The organism is Enterobacter sp. CP102, assembly GCF_025152625.1.
GTDB classification, from domain to species: Bacteria; Pseudomonadota; Gammaproteobacteria; order Enterobacterales; family Enterobacteriaceae; genus Enterobacter; species Enterobacter soli.
In genome coordinates, this window is the sequence record NZ_CP104014.1 from 4576879 (window position 1) to 4601576 (window position 24698).

General features: G+C 55.4%; 22 protein-coding genes and 4 tRNA genes. 6 read left to right on the forward strand and 20 right to left on the reverse strand.

All coding sequences use genetic code 11. The features are described from left to right. Positions 1-13: 13 nt before the first annotated feature. From yigB to lptM, 5 genes are read right to left on the reverse strand one after another with little or no spacing between them, the layout of a single operon-like run. Positions 14-730 carry a 5-amino-6-(5-phospho-D-ribitylamino)uracil phosphatase YigB gene (gene yigB / locus N1249_RS21615; protein ID WP_259833330.1) on the reverse strand — a complete coding sequence of 239 codons (717 nt, stop codon included), beginning with the start codon at positions 728-730 and terminating at the stop codon, positions 14-16. Next, entirely contained in the window at positions 730-1632 is a 903-nt protein-coding gene (xerC, locus tag N1249_RS21620; protein ID WP_014072274.1) for a tyrosine recombinase XerC, read from the reverse strand. Before xerC ends, yigB begins: the two co-directional genes overlap by 1 nt. Then, positions 1629-2336: a DUF484 domain-containing protein gene (locus N1249_RS21625; RefSeq protein WP_182062940.1), complete on the reverse strand. Its 708-nt coding sequence runs from the start codon at positions 2334-2336 to the stop codon at positions 1629-1631. Before N1249_RS21625 ends, xerC begins: the two co-directional genes overlap by 4 nt. After that, on the reverse strand, positions 2333-3157 hold the full coding sequence (gene dapF, locus N1249_RS21630) for a diaminopimelate epimerase (RefSeq protein ID WP_014072276.1): 825 nt from the start codon (positions 3155-3157) through the stop codon (positions 2333-2335). Before dapF ends, N1249_RS21625 begins: the two co-directional genes overlap by 4 nt. A gap of 35 nt (positions 3158-3192) precedes the next feature. Next, complete coding sequence (gene lptM, locus N1249_RS21635; protein WP_259833333.1) at positions 3193-3396, reverse strand: LPS translocon maturation chaperone LptM; 204 nt, start codon at positions 3394-3396, stop codon at positions 3193-3195. 135 nt (positions 3397-3531) lie between these two features. On the opposite strand from lptM, the gene cyaY reads away from it, so the two are divergent. Then, complete coding sequence (gene cyaY, locus N1249_RS21640; RefSeq protein ID WP_166718561.1) at positions 3532-3852, forward strand: iron donor protein CyaY; 321 nt, start codon at positions 3532-3534, stop codon at positions 3850-3852. A 95-nt stretch (positions 3853-3947) separates the two neighbouring features. Here the strand turns inward: cyaY and cyaA are convergent, their stop codons facing one another. Further along, positions 3948-6491, reverse strand: a complete 2544-nt coding sequence (gene cyaA / locus N1249_RS21645; protein WP_259833335.1) for a class I adenylate cyclase — start codon at positions 6489-6491, stop codon at positions 3948-3950. Positions 6492-6840: 349 nt separating this feature from the next. Here cyaA and hemC point away from each other — a divergent pair, with 349 nt between their 5' ends. The 5 genes from hemC to N1249_RS21670 all read left to right on the forward strand — a co-directional run bounded on the left by hemC (position 6841) and on the right by N1249_RS21670 (position 12319). Continuing rightward, positions 6841-7782 (forward strand): hydroxymethylbilane synthase, encoded by a 942-nt coding sequence (hemC, locus tag N1249_RS21650; RefSeq protein ID WP_259833337.1) that lies wholly within the window; start codon positions 6841-6843, stop codon positions 7780-7782. Continuing rightward, entirely contained in the window at positions 7779-8519 is a 741-nt protein-coding gene (gene hemD / locus N1249_RS21655) for a uroporphyrinogen-III synthase (protein WP_259833339.1), read from the forward strand. The genes hemC and hemD overlap by 4 nt, the downstream gene beginning before the upstream one ends. Before the next feature lie 21 nt (positions 8520-8540). Further along, positions 8541-9734 carry a uroporphyrinogen-III C-methyltransferase gene (hemX, locus tag N1249_RS21660; RefSeq protein WP_166718558.1) on the forward strand — a complete coding sequence of 398 codons (1194 nt, stop codon included), beginning with the start codon at positions 8541-8543 and terminating at the stop codon, positions 9732-9734. A 2-nt stretch (positions 9735-9736) separates the two neighbouring features. Next, on the forward strand, positions 9737-10936 hold the full coding sequence (gene hemY / locus N1249_RS21665) for a protoheme IX biogenesis protein HemY (protein ID WP_259833342.1): 1200 nt from the start codon (positions 9737-9739) through the stop codon (positions 10934-10936). Positions 10937-11107: 171 nt separating this feature from the next. Next, entirely contained in the window at positions 11108-12319 is a 1212-nt protein-coding gene (locus tag N1249_RS21670; protein ID WP_259833345.1) for an MFS transporter, read from the forward strand. Positions 12320-12822: 503 nt separating this feature from the next. Here the strand turns inward: N1249_RS21670 and N1249_RS21675 are convergent. From N1249_RS21675 to wzzE, 14 genes are all read right to left on the reverse strand, one after another. Continuing rightward, positions 12823-12899, reverse strand: a tRNA-Pro gene (locus N1249_RS21675). Positions 12900-12945: 46 nt separating this feature from the next. Further along, a tRNA-Leu gene (locus N1249_RS21680) sits at positions 12946-13031 on the reverse strand. Positions 13032-13052: 21 nt separating this feature from the next. Next, positions 13053-13128 (reverse strand) — tRNA-His (locus N1249_RS21685). 68 nt (positions 13129-13196) lie between these two features. Further along, positions 13197-13273 (reverse strand) — tRNA-Arg (locus N1249_RS21690). Positions 13274-13375: 102 nt separating this feature from the next. Next, on the reverse strand, positions 13376-14761 hold the full coding sequence (thrP, locus tag N1249_RS21695; protein ID WP_259833348.1) for a bifunctional threonine/serine APC transporter ThrP: 1386 nt from the start codon (positions 14759-14761) through the stop codon (positions 13376-13378). A 195-nt stretch (positions 14762-14956) separates the two neighbouring features. Beyond that, positions 14957-15697, reverse strand: a complete 741-nt coding sequence (gene wecG / locus N1249_RS21700; RefSeq protein ID WP_014072286.1) for a lipopolysaccharide N-acetylmannosaminouronosyltransferase — start codon at positions 15695-15697, stop codon at positions 14957-14959. An 11-nt stretch (positions 15698-15708) separates the two neighbouring features. After that, positions 15709-17061: an ECA oligosaccharide polymerase gene (gene wzyE, locus N1249_RS21705; protein ID WP_259833351.1), complete on the reverse strand. Its 1353-nt coding sequence runs from the start codon at positions 17059-17061 to the stop codon at positions 15709-15711. Next, complete coding sequence (locus N1249_RS21710; protein ID WP_259833354.1) at positions 17058-18137, reverse strand: TDP-N-acetylfucosamine:lipid II N-acetylfucosaminyltransferase; 1080 nt, start codon at positions 18135-18137, stop codon at positions 17058-17060. Before N1249_RS21710 ends, wzyE begins: the two co-directional genes overlap by 4 nt. Further along, entirely contained in the window at positions 18134-19384 is a 1251-nt protein-coding gene (gene wzxE / locus N1249_RS21715) for a lipid III flippase WzxE (protein ID WP_166718552.1), read from the reverse strand. Before wzxE ends, N1249_RS21710 begins: the two co-directional genes overlap by 4 nt. 1 nt (position 19385) lies before the next feature. After that, the gene (gene rffA / locus N1249_RS21720) at positions 19386-20516 is read right to left on the reverse strand and encodes a dTDP-4-amino-4,6-dideoxygalactose transaminase (protein WP_259833356.1); all 1131 of its coding nucleotides are present in this window, start codon (positions 20514-20516) and stop codon (positions 19386-19388) included. Positions 20517-20520: 4 nt separating this feature from the next. Further along, positions 20521-21198, reverse strand: a complete 678-nt coding sequence (gene rffC / locus N1249_RS21725) for a dTDP-4-amino-4,6-dideoxy-D-galactose acyltransferase (RefSeq protein WP_259833359.1) — start codon at positions 21196-21198, stop codon at positions 20521-20523. Continuing rightward, positions 21195-22457, reverse strand: a complete 1263-nt coding sequence (gene wecC / locus N1249_RS21730; protein ID WP_259833360.1) for a UDP-N-acetyl-D-mannosamine dehydrogenase — start codon at positions 22455-22457, stop codon at positions 21195-21197. The genes rffC and wecC overlap by 4 nt, the downstream gene beginning before the upstream one ends. Next, on the reverse strand, positions 22454-23584 hold the full coding sequence (wecB, locus tag N1249_RS21735) for a non-hydrolyzing UDP-N-acetylglucosamine 2-epimerase (RefSeq protein ID WP_166718549.1): 1131 nt from the start codon (positions 23582-23584) through the stop codon (positions 22454-22456). Before wecB ends, wecC begins: the two co-directional genes overlap by 4 nt. A gap of 57 nt (positions 23585-23641) precedes the next feature. Next, positions 23642-24688, reverse strand: coding sequence for an ECA polysaccharide chain length modulation protein (wzzE, locus tag N1249_RS21740; protein ID WP_014072294.1), 1047 nt, complete (start codon positions 24686-24688; stop codon positions 23642-23644). Between the last annotated feature and the right edge of the window lie 10 nt (positions 24689-24698).

A 24698-nucleotide genomic window follows, 5' to 3' on the forward strand; every position in this document is an offset into this window, starting at 1 on the left:
ATATTACTGGTGATTATATCAGCGTGGTGAGGGATGCCAACCGCGAAATTTCTATGTGTGGCAGCAGCCGGCTGTCCTGGGTCTGCATCAGATCGGCCTTTTCTGGCTTGATCCAGCAGGCCTGCATCCCGCAGCGGATCGCCCCGGCAACGTCCGTGGTCAGATCATCGCCCACGTGCAGGATTTTGCCTGTCGGCAGGTCGAGTTTTTCCGCCGCCCGGTGGTACATATCGTTGAACGGCTTAGCGCGCCCGTGCGGGCCTGCACGCAGTACGAATTCAAAATAGTCGCCAAGACCAAAGAGTTCAGGCTGTGCGTTGCCGTTGGTGATCGCCACCAGCGGCCACTTTTCAGCCAGCGCTTTCAGGGTGTCGTGGGTTTCCTGCGGTACATCGATGCGGCTACGCCATTTTGCGAAGTTTTCCATCGCCGCTTCGGCGCCGATGGCCGCATCGTGCGCGCTCATGCCGACATTTAGCATCGCCTGCTCCACCGCACGGCGACGCCACTCGGTGACATCGTGATAAATATCCGGCTCGGTTTCCCGCAGCGCCTGACGCAGACGCTGGAAATCTTTGTTCTGCATCTCTTTCAGGGCCGGATGGTAGTTCTGTACAAACGCCAGGGACTCTTGCTCAGTGCGCAAGATAACCGGGTGGTTGTCATAAAGGGTGTCATCAAGATCAAACGTCAGGGCTGAAATCTGACCTAATGGGCGGTAAAAACGCATTATTTCCCCCGTTTGGCGCGTGGATGCGCCGCATCGTACACCGAGGCAAGGTGTTGAAAATCAAGGTGGGTATAGATTTGTGTGGTCGATAAATTGGCGTGGCCTAACAGCTCCTGCACGCCGCGTAAATCACCGCTCGATTCAAGCATGTGGGTGGCAAAGGAGTGGCGCAGTTTGTGCGGGTGAACATGGCTGTTCAGCCCCTGCTTGATGCCCCACTCCGCAAAGCGTTTCTGCACGTTTCGCGCCGAAATGCGCTTGCCGAGCTTCGACAAAAACAGGGCATTTTCCTCTGCGCCAAACAGCCCGCGCAGATCCAGCCAGTGCTCAATCCAGGACACCGCATTGCGGCCAATCGGTAAGCGGCGCTCTTTGCTGCCTTTACCCATCACCCACACTTCACCGGTATCAAGATCAAGATGTTTTAAATCGAGGTTCACCAGCTCAGAAAGACGCAGCCCGGCACCGTACATCACTTCCAGCATGGCGCGATCGCGCACGGCCAGCGGATCGTTAAGATCGATATCCAGCAGGCGGTTTACATCATCCACATCGATATTCTTAGGCAGATGACGCGGGGCTTTTGGCGTGGCGATCCCTTTTGCCGGATTGGCTTTCAGACCGCCCTGGCTGACCAGCCAGTCGAAGAAACTGCGCAGCGCAGAAAGCCTGAGCGCCAGACTCGCCGGGCTTAGCCCCTTGCGGCGGCTACGCACCACAAAGGCTCGCACGGTAGCAGCGTCACATTGTTGCCAGCTTTTCAGGCCGATTTCTTCGGCAATCTGCATGATGGCATCAAGCTGACGCTGATAGTTGAGCAGCGTAATCGGGCTTAGCTGACGCTCAACGCCCAGATAACGCAGAAAGCGCGTGACGTCAGTCGAGAGCAGTACGTCCGTCATACCCGTTCAATCCAGCGCTCCAGTAGCTCAGGCAACATGAGCGCCAGCTCCTGCAACAGGTGTGTTCCCTGCCCTTGCTCATAGTGGTGCGCATCACGGCTGGTGAACAACATCACGCCTAAATCGCCATCGCGCCCCATCAGCGACATCGCCACCGAACCAATGGCTTTGGCCTCTGGCAACACCACCAGCAGCTCAGGTCCGTTCAGCGGCCCAAGATAGTGATTCTCGTGGCCAAGACGCTGAATGCGCAGCGGTTCAAACGCCTGACGGTTTAGCGCCAGATGGGTAAAACCGGACGGCGCGCCAATGCGCCAGCGGTCCGGGAAGAGGCGGATCGTTGCGCCTGCCAGCCCCAGCTCGCGCGCCCAGCGATGGAAGCGGCTGAGAAACTCGTCAAGGCTGTGCGCCGAAGCCAGACGCGCCTGCAGATGCAGCAAGCGATAGAACAGGCTTTCGTTGTTACTTGCCTGTTCCATTAACAGCGTCATGTTCTCTTCGAGCTGATTGATATGGTTACGCGAGCGCGCCATGTGCCATTCGACCAGCGACACCGATTCACGCACCGGATGGGGCACGCGCATCTGTTCGACAACGCGTGCATTACGGATAAAAAACTCAGGATTGCGCAGCAGGTAATCAATAACAGCTCTGTCGTCCAGTTCCGTTTCTGATGCCTGAAGTTCTTCCCCTGGTTGTTTCATAGATGGATAAACCCGTCATAGACATGTGCCGCCGGGCCAGTCATATACAGTGGATGACCCGGTCCTTTCCAGGCGATATCAAGGCGACCACCTGGTAACTCCACGCGAACCTCTTCCGCCAGTAACCCCTGAGAGATACCGACCGCAACTGCCGCACAGGCACCGCTTCCACAGGCCTGGGTTTCACCCGCACCGCGCTCATAAACACGCAGACGGATGTGTTCGCGTTTGACCACCTGCATAAAGCCGATATTCGCACGCTCCGGGAAACGCTCGTGGCTTTCCAGCACCGGACCCAGCGTTTCTACTGCGGCGGTATCAACATTATCGACCTGAATCACGCAGTGTGGGTTGCCCATAGAGACAACGCCGCACAATACTGTCTGCTCGGCCGCACGCATAATATAGGTCTTTTCCGCTTTGTTAGCGCGAAACGGCACCGCGGATGGCTCAAAGTTTGGCTCGCCCATATTCACGCGCACCAGTTCATCGTCGGTTACGCTCAGGATCATGCGTCCGTTTGCCGTGCTCACGCGAATATCACGCTTGTTGGTCAGCCCTTTCAGGCGAACAAAGCGGGCAAAACAGCGCGCGCCGTTACCACACTGCGACACTTCGCTACCGTCGGCGTTAAAAATGCGGTAGTGAAAATCGAGGTCAGGATCGTAGGGTGGCTCAACCACCAGCAGCTGATCAAACCCCACGCCCAGATGCCGGTCCGCCAGACGGCGGATCAGCTCTGGTGAGAAAAAGACATTCTGCGTTACCGCGTCGACGACCATAAAATCGTTGCCAAGGCCATGCATTTTAGAGAACTGCATCATTTGCTCCATTGCGCGGGTACAGAACGTAATTATCAGAGATTAACCTGAGTCGGGCCGCCATTATCACCGCGATCGTTAGTCGTCGGAGAAGAGGACTCGATGGTGCTTTGTACCGGTTTCGTCGGCGGTGGCGCGGTTTTATCCGCTGGCGGGAAGTACAGTGGTCCCTTCAGCCCGCAGCCAGTCAGGCTAAACAGCGTGATGAGAACGGCAAGCGTTCGGAAAACGTTTTTCATTATAAAGTTGCCCGTAAGTTCAAATCTGTTTCTATCATCGCAGGAGAAGACACAAAAGCAAGAGTTTGCCGCTTTCCTGCAACGGGAATTATTTAGCGTTATACTGCCGCCATCACGAAAAACAGGAACAAAACCATGAACGACAGTGAATTTCATCGCCTTGCCGACAACCTGTGGATGACCATCGAAGAGCGTCTTGACGACTGGGAGGGCGACAGCGATATCGATTGTGAAATCAACGGTGGTATCCTGACCCTAAGCTTCGAAAACGGCAGCAAAATTATTATTAACCGTCAGGAGCCGCTTCACCAGGTCTGGCTGGCAGCCAAGCAGGGCGGCTACCATTTCGATCTCAAAGAGGGCGAATGGGTTTGCGACCGTAGCGGTGAAACGTTCTGGGATCTGCTGGAACAGGCAGCGACCGCGCAGGCGGGTGAGGAAGTGAGTTTCAGGTAGTTTTGTTGCCGGGTGGCGCTGCGCTTACCCGGCCTACGGATTCGAGCTATTTTAGGCCCGGTAAGGCGTAGCCGCCACCGGGCGAGCGAAAAGTATCAGGAGAAATACTGCTGCAACAGCGGCGCGGTGTCCTGATTTGCAGGCGTTACAGGCGCAATGGCCTGCGTACGGAACGGGATCACCTGCGCGCGGCCATCAACATTCACAATCTGGTAGAACTGCGGCAGGTTGAAGTTGATAAAACTTGAGCCGTAGGTGAAGCGATCGTGAGATGACGAATAGAAACGGCTGACATCGCGCACCAGCTCTTCTTTGCTGCCTTCACAGTGGTGATAAACCTCGGCGCGGTTGGTTTCATCCAGAATGTAGATGTTGAAACCGGCGTCATCCCCCGACTCTTCGAAGAAGAACTGAATAATCCCTTCGCTGGCAAAACCATCCACCACCTGCGGCAGTTTGACGTGGTTGGTTTCCACCTGCACGGACAGGCCATGCAGCTTGTTGTGCGAAATTGCACCGTAGAATTCGATGGCGTTTTCCAGTTTCTGTACCGACACGTTCAGGCGTTCAAAGAACAAGCCCCAGGTCTGGCCGGAGACGCGCAGCGCTTTAAAGCGCCCGGTTTCCTGACGGGTACTGGAAAGACGCAGCTCAATACACTCAGAAACCAGCTGCTGTACGCGGGTACGAATTAAACCACGCAGATGCTGGCTGTAGCAGAACACTTCCACGCTGTCTGGCGGCGCGGCGTCCTGGTGCATTTTGCCGAGAATGGTTTTCAGCGCTTCGATCATCGCCTGCTCGCCGTTGAAGTGCAGGGTACGCACTTCGTTCCACGAGTTGCGATACAGCAGGTCAACGCTGCCCACCAGGCAGTTTTGCTGCTCGCCAAAGCTAAAGACGTCCAGCTTGCGGAAGTCAAAATGGACCACCTGATTGCGGAAGGCCGCCGTCGGGTCGTATTCCAGGTTGACGATAATCGCCAGATGACGAATTTCACACGGGCTGTAGAGCGCTTTCGGCGTTGGCGCAGGCAAGCGCAGCGGGAAGTGGTGCGAAACGTCAGCCACCATCTCCTGCAACTTCGCTAAATCGACGACCTCGTTACCTTTAATAAACAACCGGGTACGCGAGGTCAGCAGGCCATTAAACCAGGCCCAGGCCACCAGCTTGTTCAGGTAGCGGTTATATTCCAGCGGCTGATGGCTGATGATCGAATCCATGCTTGGCGCACGGTTGTACAGATACCATCCGGTGCGGTTCGCGCGGCCCGGCGGCACATAGATAAAGGTCAGATTCGGTTCAGACAGGTCAGGTGAAATCTGCGGGTTAACCAGCGTGACTTTACCCGGCAGCGCTTCAAATGCGGCGTACAGTTTACGGGTTAACACCCCGATATCCTGCGGGCTGGCCGATACGCTGAGGTTATTACGGCGCGCAAAGCGGATCAGGTTACGGTAGCTTTGCATCATCGCATCGAGCAGTTCGTTGTGCGCTTCACGCACCTGATCGATTTTCCAGTTGGCGCGGTTGTCGAGCATAGACAGACGTTCTTCGTCCCATCCCCACTCTTTGACTAACTGACTGACCACTTCACGACGCCAGCCAACGCAGGCGCGTTCGCGGCTCAGTTTTTCACAAACTTTGAGATAGAAACATCTACGCACCAGGTCAAGACGCGTGTGGTCATCAATGGCTTTCAGGTATTCGGTGACGCGTTCCAGCATCATGCAGTAGGCATCAAGCCCGAAGGAGACAATCTCCCCATCGTGCAGACGCTGTTTGATATCTTTCGCCAGCAGGCGCGGCGTTGGGTATTCCCAGGAATAGGCTTCAAGCAGCAGCGTTTTCAGCACCGCTTTGTACGGGGAATCGATACTTTTATACAGCTGCCACAGGCTCGCGCCAAAGTACTCCTCGGCTGACAGGGAGCTCAGGCCACCCAGATCCAGCCATTCGTTTGGCGTCAGTACGCCCTGCGCATACAGCGACATGACGTAATCGTCGTAATGCTCTTCTTCTTCGCACGGCACCATATTCCACAGAATACGCTTACCGGCCAGACGAACGGCAGTACGGTAAAATTCATCCAGCAACAAAATGTGCTGCGTCGAGCCGCAGTCTTCACCACCCAGACTGCCGCTTTCGTTATGGCGGAAACGGTTTTCATCAATCAGGAAGAAGCTCACTTCTACGCCGAGCGATGCCGCCCAGCTTTCCAGCAGGCTGCATTTACGCTGCAACAGCTGGCGCTCTTCGTTATCGAGCCATGATTGATGGCAGACCCAGATATCCAGATCTGAGGAACAGCTTTGCCCTACCGATGAGGTACTTCCCATGGAGTAAACGCCGGTGATCGGCAGCTCACCTTTCGGTGATTCCTGGGGCGGCATCCCACGATAGAGTTCCAGCTCGTTCAGATAGTGCTGTTGGGTTTCATCAGGCGTGAAAAGGCAAATGCCCTGGGGAACGTTACCGTCGAGGTAACCCGGCATCAGCGGATGGTGATAGTGCAATAATGTCGGCAGCAGACTGTAAACCTGTTGGAAAGCAGGTCCCATGGCAGCAAGCGCGCGATCCACACGCAGTTGATTTATGGCATCCAGTCTCTGTTTCAGAGTCTCAATATAGAGGTACAAGACGTATCGCCTGATGTTTCCGGGTGTCGCAAACCATTCATAAATCGAACAATGGCGAACCCGCAGTATTTCAAAAAGATAACCGTTACCCTTTTTCGCCCTTATCTTTATGGTAGTAGCGACGAAAAAATGGTCTAAAACGTGATCAATTTAACACCTTGCCGATTGACCGTAAAGAAAGTTGCGCTACATACAAAGTGTAGCATCAATCTGTACGTGTAAATTCCTGAATACGGCTGCGGGTGACGATAACGCCGCCCTGTCCCTCTCTGCATCATCTACCGTAAAACTGCCATCACAGAGACAACAATGTTAGGATGGTCAACGGTTGATAATGACGGTAACAAGCATGTTAGACAATGTTTTGAGAATTGCCACACGCCAAAGCCCCCTTGCGCTCTGGCAGGCACAATATGTTAAGCAGCGCCTTGAAGCCTGCCATTCTGGTTTGCGCGTCGAGCTGGTACCAATGGTAACGCGCGGTGACATCATTCTTGATACGCCGCTGGCAAAGGTGGGCGGAAAAGGCTTGTTTGTCAAAGAGCTGGAACTGGCATTGCTTGATAACCGCGCCGATATCGCCGTACATTCGATGAAAGATGTGCCCGTTGAGTTCCCGGAAGGTTTAGGGCTGGTGACCATCTGCGAGCGCGAAGATCCGCGCGATGCATTTGTTTCAAACCACTACGACTCGCTCGATGCGTTGCCACAGGGCGGCGTGGTTGGCACGTCAAGTTTACGCCGCCAGTGTCAGCTGGCAGAACGCCGCCCGGATCTGGTGATTCGCTCGCTTCGCGGCAACGTGGGCACCCGCCTGAGTAAGCTGGATAACGGCGAATACGATGCGATTATCCTCGCCGTGGCAGGGCTGAAGCGTCTGGGTCTGGAGTCACGCGTCCGCGTTGCACTGCCGCCAGAACTGTCGCTGCCGGCAGTCGGTCAGGGTGCAGTCGGTATTGAGTGCCGTCTTGACGATGCGCGTACCCGCGAGCTGCTCGCGCCGCTGAATCATGACGACACCGTAGTTCGTGTCAAAGCCGAGCGCGCCATGAACACCCGTCTTGAAGGCGGCTGTCAGGTGCCAATTGGCAGTTATGCTGAATTAACCGATGGCGAGCTGTGGCTGCGCGCGCTGGTTGGCGCACCGGATGGCTCACAGATGGTTCGCGGCGAACGTCGCGGTAAGCCGCAAGATGCCGAACAGCTTGGCGTTTCGCTGGCGGAAGAGTTGCTCAATAACGGCGCCCGTGAAATTCTGGCTGACGTATACAACGGAGAACCCCCTGCATGAGTATTCTAGTCACCCGCCCTTCTCCCGCAGGAGAACAATTAGTGAGCCGTCTGCGCACACTGGGGCAGGTGGCCTGGAGTTTTCCGTTGATTGAATTCTCCCCCGGTCGGGAGCTACCTGCGCTCGCCGACCAGATGAATCTCTTGCAGGAAGGCGATCTGCTTTTTGCTCTGTCGCAACATGCCGTGGAGTTTGCCCATGCCCGGCTGCAACAGGCCGGATCGCACTGGCCCGCTGCACCACGCTATTTCGCGATTGGGCGCACCACCGCACTGGCCCTGCATACCGTAAGTGGAATAGATGTTCGCTATCCGTTAGATCGGGAAATTAGCGAAGTCTTGCTACAATTACCTGAATTACAAACTATTGCCGGAAAGCGCGCGCTCATTTTACGCGGTAACGGCGGGCGTGAATTGCTTGGCGAGACCTTAAGTGAACGCGGTGCTGACGTCACGTTCTGCGAATGCTATCAGCGCAATGCAAAAAATTATGATGGCGCGGAAGAAGCGATGCGCTGGCACATGCGCGGCGTCGATACCCTGGTGGTCACCAGCGGTGAGATGCTGCAACAGCTCTGGTCGTTGATTCCGCTTTGGTATCGTGAAAACTGGTTACTCCGCTGTCGGCTTCTGGTCGTCAGTGAGCGTCTGGCGAACCACGCCCGGGAACTGGGCTGGCAAGATATTCGGATCGCTGATAACGCCGACAACGATGCGCTGCTGCGCGCATTACAATAACTCTCATAATGGGAAGCCATAATGACGGAACACGAAAAATCCTCCGCCGTGGTTGAAGAGACCAGGGAGACTGTGGATACCACACCACAGTCAGAAACGACTGAGAAAACCGTTGAGAAGAAAAACGGCAGCAACAAAACCAGCCTGGTGCTAAGCGCGATCGCCATCGCCATTGCCCTGGCAGCCGGTGTGGGCCTGTATGGTCTGGTGAAACAACAAGGCACCAACCAGACAGCCACCAGCGATGCGCTGGTTAATCAGCTCACCGCCCTGCAAAAAGCACAGGAAACACAAAAAGATGAGCTGGAAAGCTTTATCAAACAGCAGGCTACCGCACTTTCCGAGGCAAACAGCAAGCAGGAAGAGCTGACCAAACAGCTGAGTGAAGTGCAGCAAAAAGTCGCCACCATTTCCGGTACTGATGCCAAAACCTGGCTGCTCTCGCAGGCCGATTTCCTGGTGAAACTGGCCGGACGTAAGCTCTGGAGCGATCAGGATGTCACTACGGCCGCCGCGCTGCTGAAAAGCGCCGATGCCAGCCTTGCCGACATGAATGACCCGAGCCTTATCACCGCGCGTCGTGCGATTACCGAAGATATCGCCAGCCTGTCTGCTGTTTCGCAGGTCGACTACGACGGCATTATCCTCAAGGTCAATCAGCTCTCCAACCAGATTGATAACCTGCAACTGGCAGATAACAACGACGACGACTCCCCGATGGATTCCGACGGTACCGAGCTTTCCAGCTCGCTGGGCGAATGGCGCGTGAACCTGCAAAAAAGCTGGCAGAACTTTATGGACAGCTTTATTACCATCCGTCGTCGCGATGAAACCGCCGTACCGCTGTTAGCGCCGAACCAGGACGTCTATTTGCGCGAGAACATTCGCTCTCGTCTGCTGGTTGCCGCACAGGCGGTTCCGCGTCATCAGGAAGAGACGTACAAACAGGCACTGGATAATGTCTCTACCTGGGTGCGCGCTTACTACAACACCGATGACGCCACCACTCAGGCTTTCCTCGAAGATATCGACAAGCTGAGCCAGCAGAACATCACCATGAACGTTCCGGACAAGCTGGCCAGCCAGCCGATTCTGGAAAAGCTGATGCAGACGCGTGTGCGTAACTTGCTGGCACAGCCGGGCGTTCCGGCAGAGCCTAACGCCGAAGCTCCTGCCGCCGCGCCAGCGCCTGAAAACGCACCACAGGGAGAGTAATCATGTTGAAAGTGTTATTACTCTTCTTACTGTTGATCGCCGGGATCGTCCTGGGGCCGATGCTTGCAGGGCATCAGGGTTATGTCCTGATCCAGACCGATAACTACAACATCGAAACCAGCGTGACCGGTCTGGTGATCATTCTGATCCTCGCCGTGGTGGTGTTGTTTGCCGTTGAATGGGTTCTGCGCCGCATTTTCCGTACCGGCGCGCATACCCGTGGCTGGTTTGTCGGTCGTAAACGCCGTCGTGCCCGCAAGCAGACTGAACAGGCGCTGCTTAAACTCGCCGAAGGTGACTATCAGCAGGTTGAAAAGCTGATGTCGAAAAATGCCGATCACGCAGAGCAGCCGGTGGTGAACTACCTGCTGGCGGCAGAAGCGGCGCAACAGCGTGGTGATGAAGCCCGTGCGAATCAGCATCTTGAACGCGCTTCCGAGCTGGCTTCAAACGATCAGATCCCGGTTGAAATCACCCGCGTGCGTCTGCAACTTGCGCGTAATGAAAATCACGCAGCACGTCATGGTATCGACCGTCTGCTGGAAATCACCCCGCGTCACCCGGAAGTGCTGCGTCTTGCTGAGCAGGCGTATATTCGTACCGGTGCATGGGGCTCGCTGCTGGATATCATCCCATCGATGGCGAAAGCAGAGGTGGGCGATGATGAACACCGTGACGAACTTCAGCGCCTGGCATGGATTGGGCTGATGGATCAGGCGCGTGCCGATCTGGGCAGCGATGGTCTGAAAACCTGGTGGAAGAACCAGAGCCGTAAAACACGCCAGCAGGTCCCACTGCAAGTGGCGATGGCTGAACATCTGATTGAGTGTGACGATCATGACACGGCCCAGGAGATCCTCCTCGACGGTCTGAAACGCCAGTATGACGACCGTCTGGTGATGGTGATCCCACGCCTGAAAACCAACAACCCGGAGCAGCTGGAAAAAGTGTTGCGCCAGCAGATCAAAACCGTGGGTGACCGCCCGCTGTTATGGAGCACGCTGGGTCAATCGCTGATGAAGCACGGCGAATGGCAGGAGGCGAGCCTCGCTTTCCGTGCTGCGCTGAAACAGCGTCCTGACGCGTTTGACTACGCCTGGCTTGCCGATACGCTGGACAAGCTCCACAAGCCGGAAGAGGCGGCAGCCATGCGCCGTGACGGGCTTCTGCTAACCTTGCAAAATAATGCGAATCAGCAGTAACAGAACAGGAGGCCAGTCGGCCTCCTTTTTTTATCGCTCATCTCCTGCTACATTCAATCCAACATCACCCGGAAATGAACCCGCCAATGTAACGACATCTTTTCATTAACCTTTTTTCATACACGCGCTGATTGCCGCGTGGACTAAATCGTTTTTGAAAGGAATGTCTTCATGAACTCGCTTTTGTATGCGCTTGTTGAAGCGCTGCGCAGCCATCGCTGGCTTCGCTTACTGGCCTGCGCCTTTATCTTTACCTCACTGGGCAACGGATTAACTCAGGTTGTGGTGTTTGGCCTGCTGTTACAGTGGCAGGCACCCGCCGCCCTGTTAACTCTCGCCTATTTCTTTGCCACCGTACCCGGCTTTATCGGCAGCCTGATCGGCGAAAGATTATGCCTGCGCTTTTCACCGATCGGTTTGCTGGTGCTGACGGAACTGCTGGGGTTAATCGCCCTGATCTTCCCTTTGCTTGGCGTGCATTACCACAGCATTCCGGCGTTACTTGCCGTGCAATCCGCGGAAGCACTCCTGAGTGGAATGAGCTGGCCGGCACTGTCCTTATTGTTCAAACGTGGGCTGACGGAACATGAACTCCCCGCGGCTACATGCCTTGAGAATGTGATTTTTGCCTCTCAGGTACTGTTAGGGACCGGGCTGGGTGTAGTGCTGTTTCAGCGGATCCCGGTGCAGCCGTTACTGGCAATAGATGCAGCGAGCTTTGTGGGTTCGATGCTGATGCTGTTTCTGGCAGGAAAGGCGTTTATCTTCCGGGCAACGCCGAAACCTGCTGATGAGCAGCCACCTGTCACGTTACGCTGGCAGCATCTCACGGTACGGCAAAAGCGTAGCCTGCTGCTGTTGCCCGCGCTGGCGGCCGTAGGCTCGCCTGCTATGGCGCTGCTCCCGGCCCTGGTGCAGCAAATCCAACCTGCTGATGCGGCCAGCCTCGCCCTGCCCCTGCTCTTCGCCAGAAGCATGGGCCAGCTGTGTGGCCCTGTGCTGCTAAAGAAAGACAGCCTGGCGCGATACGCGGCGAAAAACCGCCTGCTGCTGATCTGCATGAGCGTATTTCTGCTGGCATATGGCGTGATACCGTTTGTCCCAGGGGGCGCGGTGGTGGCTCTGGGGATGGTTTTTATCGCCCATCTGGCATCAAACATTGTCTTTGCGGCGGGAACGTTTGGGGTGCTGAGTAGCTTTCATGCCATGCAGATCGCTTCAGCCAGCGGTAAAGCCTGGCGATGGCAGACGATCAGCGCCTCACTCTTTACCGGTATTGCCGCTCTGGCAACGATATCGCTTGGCGCAATTCAGACGCTGTATGTGGTCTCTGCCAGCGCGCTGTTGCTGGTTGCCCTCATCATGGCGCGTTTCCGGGAATAAGGCATAAAAAAACGCCTGCTAAAAAGCAGGCGTTAAAACAGGTCTGTAAGACAACATATTGGTGCTTCACTCAACGTTGTGTCCATGGTGTTTGATGAGGCCGAAGCGACATCTGTCTGTGGACGATAAGCACCGTAAACGGCTCTGCATCATTCCGGGGTTTATGAGGCACTAAGGCGAACATAAGAGATGGAATGAGCATCTACCCGTATATTATTGCACGTTACATGCCAGAGTTGCACCAGAGAGTGTTATCCCGCGCAACATTTTAAGATAAAAGGCTTTTTCGTTATTCTGGCAACGGTTGTGCGCCAGAAAGCACCGGTAAAGCAATCAAAGTGTTGCCTGGAAGCGACAGCAATATCGCAAGAAAGCTAAATGCTTATTTTTCAGTTGATTAGGTGTCGCTGAATCACGACAAAGAAACTGAACGTTGTCGGGGAATGACAACAGCAGTGAGAACGGCAGAAAACAAAAAACCCCGCCGAAGCGGGGTTCAAAATTGGTCGGCGAGAGAGGATTCGAACCTCCGACCCACTGGTCCCAAACCAGTTGCGCTACCAAGCTGCGCTACTCGCCGATGTACTGCTTTTTTGAATTTTTAGTTCAATTCATTTTAAAAGTCGTGGTGCGAGGGGGGGGACTCGAACCCCCACATCCTAAGGACACTAACACCTGAAGCTAGCGCGTCTACCAATTCCGCCACCTTCGCAATTCACAACTCTTCAAATAATGGGGTGGCTAATGGGATTCGAACCCACGACAACTGGAATCACAATCCAGGGCTCTACCAACTGAGCTATAGCCACCACTGATAATACTTTCACGCGGTACTGACTACTTCTCAGACCACCGCAGCTCTAGCGCCGGGACAAAATGGCGCGCCCGACAGGATTCGAACCTGAGACCTCTGCCTCCGGAGGGCAGCGCTCTATCCAGCTGAGCTACGGGCGCTTAGCGCCGTTGCGGGGCTGGATATTACGTACCTCCGTCCCCGCTGTCTAGTGCTTTTTTGAAAAAAATGCGCGTTTGGTTATGGTTTGCACATTTTGCCGCTTATTCCTCCACTTTCTGCGTGGTGGCACGGCGACCCAGGCCAAAAAGCTTATAAGCAGCCGTCACGGCCGCCAGGAAGATCATCCCGACAAACAGCGACATGCGGGTATCTTCATTAAAGTACATCCCAATTAATACGCAAATCAGGAACGCCATCGTCAAATAGTTCGCATAAGGGAACAGAATTGAGCGGAACGGATGGCTTTCAATCGCCTTTTTGTGCGCATGGCGGAAACGCAGCTGGCTAATCAGGATCACAAACCACGGGATCATCCCCGGCAGCACGCTGGCGCTATATACATAGACAAACACGCGCTGTGGATTCGGGATGATGTAGTTCAGGCAAGAGCCGATCAGTAGTATCGCAATGGAAACCGCGACACCGGCAACCGGAACACCCGCACGGGACACTTTCCCCATTGCCGCTGGCAGCTGGTTGTTTTTGGAAAGCGCATACAACATACGGCCACAGCTGTACATTCCGCTGTTACAACCGGACAGCGCAGCCGTCAGGACCACAAAGTTGATGATCCCCGCCGCCGCCGTGATACCAATCTTCGCAAAGGTTAAAACAAACGGGCTACCGGTCGTACCGATTTCATTCCACGGGAAGATGGTTACGATAACGAAGATCGCGCCCACATAGAAAATCAGGATGCGCCACAGCACCTTGCCTACCGCACTGCGCAGCGTAACCTGCGGGTTTTTCGCTTCACCGGCGGTGATACCAATCAGCTCAACCCCCTGATAAGAGGCCACGACGATACACAGCGCGGTCAGGAAGCCCTTCCAGCCACCGGCGAAGAAGCCGCCGTTCTCGGTCAGGTTACCAAAACCAATGGCGTGTCCACCGTTGCCGATACCGAAGAAGATAACGCCCAGGCCGACCACAATCATCACAATGATGGTGGTGACTTTGATCATCGCGAACCAGAATTCAATCTCACCGTACAGACGCACGGCGGCAAGGTTAGCCAGCGCCACCAGCCCCACGGCGATAAGCGCGGGTATCCACTGGACCATATCCGGGAACCAGAACTGCACGTAGACCCCGATCGCGGTGATTTCCGAGATGCCAACGGCCATCCACATAAACCAGTACGACCATGCAGTCAGATAGCCAAAAAACGGGCTCATATAGCGGTGCGCGTAAACGGCGAATGAGCCGGTCACCGGCTCCAGGAAGAGCATTTCGCCCATCGAGCGCATGATGAAGAAGACGAACAGCCCGGCGATGATATACGCCAGTAATACAGACGGGCCTGCCCATTTGAGCGTACTTGCGGAGCCCATAAACAGGCCAACGCCGATAGTGCCGCCCAGCGCTATCAATTCGATATGTCGAGCCTCCAGCCCACGCTGAAGCTCAGGTTTTTTCTCTGCCATAAATCCTCGGTTGTGTTTGCTGTTTCCCGGCTTTTACCGGTTTTATTTTTTGGGGTACTGAAATATGCGTGGGAATGGTTTCTTAAATTCTGCTAAATGGCAAACGATGCATTAAAAAAATGAATGTATTGCACAGATACGCAGCAGTTTTGCAGGGGAGTTGCAGCGCGAATAGCATATCGCGCTACATTTTGATTACATTTTTCCGGTGTAGTGCCAGGTGAGATAGCGCAGCAAACGGATCTGCCGTTTGATACGCGTAGGCTGAGATAAAAGACGATACAGCCATTCCAGTCCCAGGCGCTGCCACACTTTCGGCGCACGTTTAACATGGCCGGTAAAGACATCGTAAGTGCCGCCCACGCCCATGTAGAGCGCATTCGGGCACACCAGACGGCAATCACGCATCAGGATCTCCTGGCGCGGAGATCCCATTGCCACCGTCACTATCTTCGCGCCGCTGTCGCGCACACGCTCAAACAGCGCCTGCCGGTCTTCCGGTTTGAAATATCCGTCCTGGCTGCCAACGATATTCACATTCCACTGGCCACGCAGTTTCTGTTCCGTCTGTGCCAGCACGTCCGGCTTACCGCCTATCAGGAATACGGGCGTGCCCTCAGCCCCTGCGCGCGCCATCAGGGCTTCCCACAGGTCTGCGCCTGCGACACGAGAAACCTGCGCACCCGGGTATTTTTTACGGACAGAACGCACCACGCTGATGCCGTCGGCGTATTTAAACTCTGCGGCTTCTATCAGGCTTTTCACTTCAGCGTTATCTTCTATCGCCAGCATCTTTTCTGCGTTGATGGCCACCAGCGTGCCCGATTTCATCTGCCCTTCAGAAAACAGATAATCCAGCGCGTGTTGCATATCACGCCAGCCAATAAGCTGTATGCCGCGCAACGCGTAAAGCGGCGCGGAAGTCGTGTCAGTCATAACATCCTTACTCAGACTTGCGAAAGCGTTCTGCTGCCCCGTGGCTCGCGCTTATGCACAAGCCCCGCGCTGTCAAACAACCAGTACAACAGTTTTGCCAGCAGCAGGCAGACGCCGAAAATTACCATGAAGAAAACCACGCGCGACACGAACGAATCCAGACCTTCGCGCGCCAGAACGATCATATTGAAAATGGCCCCAAAACAGAAACTGTGCAATATCGCTGCCTTGTAGCGGTTAGTCTCTTCATTGCCGCGCTGATAAAGCCAGTCAAACCACTTAATGATTAACCCAACCACAACCGCGCCCGGCAGGATAAACCATGTCCCGCCCATCACCACCAGCGAGCCAATCAGCGTAGGTGATATCGCCAGCCCTGAGTGGTTGTTGAGGACCTCCCAGGTGAAGTAGTTCGCCGTATTCAGCACAATACCAGGGCGGTCCGGCCACAGCCACGTCGGAATAAAGACGTAGAAATCACGCACAATCGGCGCCAGGCCCTGGAAATCAATCTTGTCGTAGTTTTGCAGTAACAGCGCCAGGTTCTCCCACGGCGAGAAGGTGTCGCGCGTGAGGTACAGGAAGGTGTAAAACGCCTCATCGCCGGCCACGTTCATCCCGTAGCGCTTGAGCGCCAGCCAGAACATCCCCACGATGCCGAACACCCCTGCCGCCGCCAGCATCCACAAAGAGATCCAACCGCGGATGATACCGATAAACAGGAAGATGGCGAACGCGATGATGATGTTGGCACGCGTACCGCCAACAATCATGTAGGTCAGCACGCCAAACGCGACAGTACTGACCAGGAAAAACAGCCAGGCTTTGCTGTCCTGACGCAGGAAAAAGACCACCAGCATCGCCGGGATGAAGAAGTAGAAGAAGCGCTTAAGTGCCACGCCTGAGACTTCTGCGGAAAATATCTGGCTGTAGGACTGCAACTTAAACAGCAGAAAACCGTTATGCATAAAGAAGATGCCCACGCTCACCAGAGCAATGGTCATCAGCATCACCCATGTCAGATGCGTCTCTACCCGGTTCATGGTAAAGAGCGCGCGGCGAGGTGCAGTCTCTTTTGCTGAACGCAGGCGGGTCTTATAAGTGACGTAGTAAACCGCGTAGAAACAGGTTGCCGACAGTAATGCCTGCATCAGGATCTCCGGCGGGGCGACGCTCACGTCAAAGCGGAAAACCAAAATACTGGTCAGCGGGAAACCAAAGTAAAAGGTCAGGAGGAACAGTAGCGAGAAAAAGACGTTGAAGTTAAAGCGCACGCGCCGGAATTCAAACCAGGTCAGCGTGGCGATAAATAAGGTGCTCAGAAGCCAAATCACCAACAAGCCGCTAAATTGCAACTGGCTCATGCATTGTCTCCTGAAGCGATACGCAGTGCGCGATGCCACGGCGTGAGGTAATTCGGGCTGAAAAAGTCGATGGCATTTTTGTCCACCAGCGCCAGCTGACGCTGCGCTTCACGCACCACATCCACGGTCAGCGTGTCTGTGGTAAACAACACCGGCAGATGCTGCGCGGCCATATCCTGCCAGAACGGGTTTTCACGATTAAGCACGCACGGAATACCAGCCTGAATAAGCAGACACAACGTGCCGATCCCCTGCTGGCGGGCAAAGATAAAATACCCCAGGTCGCACCGGCGCAACAGCGCGAGGTAGTCATCAAATTCCAGCTTATCACTGAGAATTTGTACGTTCTGCGCACTAAACAGTGCCAGCCCCTGCTGACGTACTTCGTCGATATACGCGTGGTTATTCGCCGGATAGCCCATCGGCACAATGACATTCACCGTATCGCCAAACTGGCGATGTATCGCCTTCAGGGCCGAGACATGTTCGTTACTGCGATCGCCGGAGTTACCCACCAGAATAGTCAGTTTGCCTTCCCGCGCGACATCATTGGCCATGTTGTTCAGCGCCGGGTTCATCCGGGTCGGGAAATAGAGCAGCTCCCCGCGCACGTTCGGATGCAGTCGGGCAAAGTAACTGAGGTCGCCTCGGGTGGCGAAAACACAGCCCATACGCCCCTGCGCCATCCGCCGCAGCGGATAGAAGAGACGGAATTTCCAGCCGCGGGACACTTCATACAGATCCGCGCCCCAGATATGCCAGCTGCACTGGGAAGGTTTGATCCCACCGCTTAACAGCGCCAGCCACAGGCCGGTGTTGAACTGCCCGTGGAAAAAGAACCGCTGTTCACGGTTGGCTTTTGCTCTGGCCACGACCGCTTTCGCCAGCGCGGCCTTATCCGGCCAGAAGGTCACGTTTAGCGCCGGGAATGCCGCGCTCAGGCCATTCTCCTCGCCTGCAACCATAAACTCGCGCGCATCCGGACTATCGGATGCCAGCTCATCATTGAAAAACCGCAGAACGGTCTGGTTATGGTGTGGGATGTCCGATCCCAGAATGTGAATCAGTGCAGTCATGCGCGTTTACGCCAAAGTAAAAATACGCCGCAACAGGCAGCGAAATAAACAATGTAAGTTGCCATATAGGCCTGTGCCGCCCCCAGAGCGCCGTGCGCAGGGATCAGCCAGTGAGAGAACGCAGTGAGTAGCGTAAACTGGCTAATCTCCGCCAGGATATACAACCGCAGCGAGGCTTTTGCTATCACCAGATAGCCAAAAACGTAAGCACCTACTTTCAATACATCGCCCACCAGCTGCCAGGCAAACAGGTCGCGCATGGCGGTGAACTTCGCTGAGAACAGCAGCCAGATGGCAACATCACGCAACAGCCAGACGGTAAAACTGGCAACCGCGACAGCAGGAAGTACAAAACGCAGAGAGCGGATAATCTCACGGGTGATCGCTTTTCTTTCGGTCAGGCGCGATAAGGTTGGCAGCAACCAGACGCTAAAGGAAGCCGTTATAAATTGGAGGTAGGCATCAGAAATGCTGCTCACGCCCTGCCAAATCCCCACTTCATCCCAGCTGTAATGCGCGGCAAGCAGGTTTCGCATCATCACGTAAGCCACTGGAATGGTTACCGAGGTGATGAGCGCCATCAGAGTAAATTTCCCGAGCTGCCCCGCCAGCGCCTTGTCCCACTGCGGCTTGAGGTAGTGCAGCGGAATAGTCCCCCGACGCATCAGCATAAACGCTGCCGGCACCACAACCAGCGCCGGAACCAGCGCCAGGCCTAACAACGCCCCTTCGTAACCGCCCAGGAGAAAACAAAAGTAGTAGGCAATCACCCCAATGATGCTGCCGAGGATCAGCGCCAGCGCGTTGCCGGCGGCATCGCGAAAACCTTTCATCAGCGCCAGCAGCAGGTTTGCCCAGGCAATCCCCATCTGTACCAGCGCAACCAGTCGCACCAGCCCCTGATAGTCAGCGTGGCCAAACAGCCCCTGGCTGATGGGCGCTGAAGCCAGCAGGAAGACAACGGCAAGCAGCGTAGAAAAGCCCAGCACCATCGCTGATGAGGTTCCCACCACTGAACGCAGTTTTTCCGCATCATCATGATGCTGCGCGACAAATTTGGTCACGCCGTTGAAAATTCCGGCACCGGCCAGAACGCCAAGTACCGTTACCAGCTGGCGGAAATTCCCCGCCAGCCCAACACCTGAAGGGCCAAATGACACGGCCAGCAGCTTGACGACCAGTAACCCGGCGCCAATTTTTACAAGTGTGGACGCGGCGGTCCACACCGATGCTTTTGCCAGAGACATATCAGCCGAAATAACTCAGAAGGGTATTGATCACCGTACGCTGGTTAACCGGCGCGAGGTTGTAGAACAGTGGCAGGCGAAGCAAACGCTCACTTTCCTGCGTGGTATAACGGTCTTCACCGGCAAACACCCCGAAGGCTTCACCGGCCGGGCTGCTGTGCAGTGGGATGTAATGGAATACCGCCATAATGTCAGCTTCTTTGAGCCACGCAATCAGCTGGCCGCGGTCTTCGTTATCGCGCAGCTTGATGTAGAACATATGGGCGTTGTGAACGCAGTCGGCCGGAATGGTCGGCAGCTCGATACGTCCGGCTTTTGCCAGTGGCTCCAGCGCATCATAGTAGGTTTGCCACAGCGTCAGACGCTGCTGGTTAATGCGCTCTGCAGCTTCCAGTTGCGCCCACAGGTATGCTGCCTGTAGGTCCGCCATCAGGTAGCTGGAACCAATATCGCGCCAGGTGTATTTGTCCACCTGACCACGGAAGAACTGGCTACGGTTAGTACCTTTTTCGCGGATAACCTCAGCACGCTCGACCAGCGCGCGGTCGTTAATCAGCGTCGCGCCGCCTTCACCGCCCGCGGTGTAGTTCTTGGTTTCGTGGAAGCTAAAGCAGCCGATATGGCCAATCGTCCCGAGTGCACGGCCTTTGTAGGTGGACATCACGCCCTGCGCGGCATCTTCCACCACGAACAGGTTATGCTTTTTGGCGATCGCCATGATGGTGTCCATTTCACAGGCCACGCCCGCATAGTGAACCGGAACAATCGCCCGCGTTTTGTCGGTGATCGCCGCTTCAATCAGCGTTTCGTCGATGTTCATGGTATCCGGACGGATATCCACAAACACGATTTTGGCTCCGCGCAGCACAAACGCGTTGGCCGTGGAAACAAAGGTGTAGCTTGGCATGATCACTTCATCGCCAGGCTGGATATCCAGTAGCAGTGCGGCCATTTCCAGCGAAGCGGTACAGGAGGGGGTCAGCAGGACTTTAGCACTGTGAAAACGTTGTTCCATCCACTGCTGGCAGCGACGGGTAAAACCACCATCACCGCAAAGTTTGCCGCTGCCCATAGCAGACTGCATATAGTCGAGTTCGGTTCCCACAACGGGAGGCGCGTTAAATGGAATCATCTTGTCACCTGTATAACCAGTAAGCGGTTGCGTCGACGTTGGCGCCACTCGCGATATAACGTTTAAGCGCGGCGGTGTTGCCCATCTGGGTCGCCACCCGCAAAGTCGAAAGTTGATGTTGCTGCGCCCAGTGCAGCGCTGCCTGCATGAGTTTGTCGCCCATGCCCCGCCCGGCTAATAAACCGATGCGTGCGTCATGTTCACTGAGCTTACGCAGCGAGACAAATCCCTGGATTTTCCCGTCCGGCGCACGAAACACCAGGCAAACATGGTCAAACGTGCCCTTCACCGCATTCTCTATCCACTGGGCATAAAACCGGCCGCTGTCCTCGGGAGCATACCAGGGGGCGCGAAAGCGGCTCTGGGCAAAAGCCAGCGCAGCCATCTGACGCAGCACCGGGATATCCTCTGCCGTTGCGGTATCGGCACCAGCCGGGGCGTATTGCGCCACGGCGATAGAAAGGTCAACCTCACCCTCTACCAGCTGAAACCCGTGCTGCTGGAGTGCATCCAGCAGGTCGCTGCGTCCCGCCGGGATTTTGGCCTGCACGCGCTGCCACGCAGCAAAGTCTGCTTCTGCGAGCGCAGGCGCATCATCGCGCAGGCGCACAATGGCTGAAGGCAGGCCGAAGAAGGTGCTTTCCCACTGAAGGGACTCAAGCACCCCGTTGAGGTCACTCAACGCCACACGCCTTTCGTATCAACAATATATTGCTGAAGTACGGCATCACCGGAGATGGCTTTAAACGCTTTGTGATCCACCAGTAATACCAGCACATCCGCCGTTGCCAGCGCGTCATCTAACGCCGTAAGCGTGCAATGGCCCGCCAGTTTTGCCGGAAGCTCATGAATGTTCGGCTCAACCACCAGCGTTTCACCGCTGTGCCATTCGGCGATCATCTCAGCAATTTCCATTGCCGGGCTTTCGCGCAGATCGTCGATGTTAGGTTTGAATGCCAGACCAAAGCAGGCGATTTTGAGTTCATTGGCCCGTTTGCCGCTGTCTGCCAGACAATCGGCGACCGTGGCTTTAACCTGGTTTAACACCCAGTGTGGCTTGCTGTCGTTCACTTCACGAGCGGTACGGATCAGACGCGCCTGTGCAGGGTTTTGCGCCACGATGAACCACGGGTCGACGGCGATACAGTGCCCACCCACGCCAGGACCTGGCTGAAGGATATTCACACGCGGATGGCGATTCGCCAGGCTAATCAGCTCCCAGACGTTAATCCCCTGATCGGCACAAATCAGCGACAGTTCGTTCGCAAAGGCGATGTTAACGTCGCGGAAGCTGTTTTCCGTCAGCTTGCACATTTCGGCGGTGCGGGAATTCGTCACCACACATTCGCCTTCGAGGAAAATCTTGTACAGCGCGCTGGCGCGTTCAGAGCAGACCGGCGTCATCCCGCCAATCACACGGTCGTTTTTAATCAGCTCGACCATCACCTGCCCTGGCAGCACACGCTCCGGGCAGTAGGCGATATTGACATCTGCCTGCTCGCCCGCCTGCTGCGGGAAGCTTAAATCCGGGCGGGCTTCTGCCAGCCACTGTGCCATCTGTTCCGTTGCGCCCACCGGAGAGGTCGACTCCAGGATCACCAGTGCGCCTTTTTTCAGCACCGGGGCAATGGATTTTGCTGCCGCCTCAACGTAGACCATGTCAGGTTCATGATCGCCTTTGAACGGCGTTGGCACCGCAATCAGGAAGGCATCTGCCTCCACCGGCGTGGTGCTGGCTTTCAGGAATCCACCCTCAACGGCGGCCTTAACCACGCGGTCGAGATCCGGCTCCACAATATGAATTTCGCCACGGTTAATGGTTTCCACCGCGCGTGCGTTGATGTCCACGCCTACAACCTGTTTTTGACGAGAGGCAAAGGCCGCCGCAGTGGGCAGCCCAATGTAGCCAAGACCAATGACAGAGATGGTAGTAAAACTCATAGCGATACCCGATTGTGTTTAAGTGCGTGCAAAATACGACCACAAGCCTGCCCATCGCCATACGGGTTATGGGCCCGACTCATCGCCTGATACTCTTCTTCGTCGTGCAGCAAGCGCGTGACTTGTTCGACGATATGACGGGTGTCCGTGCCCACCAGACGTACCGTGCCGGCTTTCACCGCTTCGGGGCGTTCTGTGGTTTCACGCATCACCAGCACCGGCTTGCCAAGCGAAGGCGCTTCTTCCTGAATACCGCCGGAATCCGTCAGGATCAGCCAGGCATGGTTCATCAGCCAGACAAACGGCATGTAATCCTGCGGCTCGATCAGGAACACGTTCTCAACGTGACCCAGAATACGGTTCACCGGCTCGCTGACGTTAGGGTTGAGATGCACCGGATAAACAATCTGTACGTCTTTGTTTTCTGCGGCGATCTCGGCCAGCGCATGGCAAATTTGCTCAAAACCCCGGCCGAAGCTTTCACGACGGTGGCCGGTGACCAGAATGGTCTTTTTATTGTTGCTCAGGAACGGATAGCGCGCTGTCAGCTCGCTTTGCAGGCTGTCATTCGTCAGCACGCGATCGCGCACCCAAATCAGCGCATCAATCACGGTATTTCCGGTGACGAAAATTTTCTTATCCGCGATATTTTCGCGCAGCAAATTCTGACGGGAGTTTTCCGTTGGCGCGAAGTGGTACATCGCCAGGTGTCCGGTCAGCGTGCGGTTGGCTTCTTCCGGCCACGGCGAGTAGAGATTACCGGTACGCAGCCCTGCTTCAACATGGCCAACGGGAATACGCTGATAAAACGCCGCCAGGCTGGTCGCAACTGTCGTTGTGGTGTCGCCATGCACAAGCACGACGTCAGGCTTAAACGACTCCAGAATAGGTTTCAGCCCTTCCAGAATACGGCAGGTAATCTCCGTCAGCCCTTGCCCCGGTTTCATGATATTCAGATCGTAATCCGGGACGATGGAAAAGAGCGTTAACACCTGATCGAGCATCTCCCGGTGCTGGGCAGTGACACACACTCTCGCTTCAAAATCAGGGTCCCTGGCCAGCGCATGAACCAGAGGTGCCATCTTAATGGCCTCCGGCCGGGTGCCAAATACGGTTAGTACTTTCACATCGATTCTCTTCGATTAGCCGATGAAGGCAGTCCGCCTTCATCGTAGACGGCCTTCTTAATTTCTGCGGCGACGTGATAACGCCACGCCCGCGCCAGTCAGAGCGCCAACAATTCCCCACATAATCATCAGGAACGCACGACGCGGACTATCGCGTTTTACAGGTTCTTCAGGCGTACGCAAATAACGATAGGTCTGAAAACGTGGGTCCAGAGTCGGACCAACATTCAGGGTGTTCAACATCGCGCGATTTTGATCGTAGTCGAGGTCAAAATCAGGCCCGACAGCCTGCAGGTTTTCCAGACGCGCCTGCAACATTGGACGTCCAAGCAGGAACATTTCGGAATCAGGCAGTTCATCAGCCGGTACGTCCGTTTCGCTGCGCGAGATGTTGCGTTGTTCTGCAATCTTCAGCGCCTGCTCAATATTGTGTACCCGACGGGCGAAGATCGCTTTTGCCACTTCTTCCTGACGCTTAACCTGCGCTTTCATCTGGATAGTACGCGCGGCCCATGCGCCTTTAAGCTCATCATTCAGATGGCTAGCCGCACGCTGGCTGGCAAAGGCCACATACTGACGCAGCAGGTTATTGGCATCCGGCGCCGTTTCGGCCACCAGCTTCACGTTGTCGTTCAGGTTACGCAGCGCATCTCCTGGCGTGAACTGGATGTTGTTAATCATGTCATCCAGCAGCCCGGCATCGACTTTACTGTTGCCGACCATGCGCTGCTTGTAATAATCGGTCTGGGACCAGAAATCACGACGGGTATCCCAGGACGCCAGCTGCATCACGAACTCTTTATAGGCCTCATCCATCACGGAAGCCTGGTCTGGCGTGGCCAGATTCGCTTTGATATCCAGATTACGCAGGAACTGCTGCTGCGAGTAGAACCCGCCGAGCATGTTGACCGTTGGTCTGTCTGTAATGGCGGTTGCGCTCCACTCCTGTTTTGCAAAGAAGGTGTAGGCGAGCGCGATTAACGCGAACCCTAACGCAACGCCTGCAATCCACAGTTTGCCCGCCCATAAAACGCGGAACAAGCCACGTATATCCAGCTCATTCTCGGTCATCTCTGATTTAGCTCCCGCCAACGGTTGAGTCATCACGATCCCA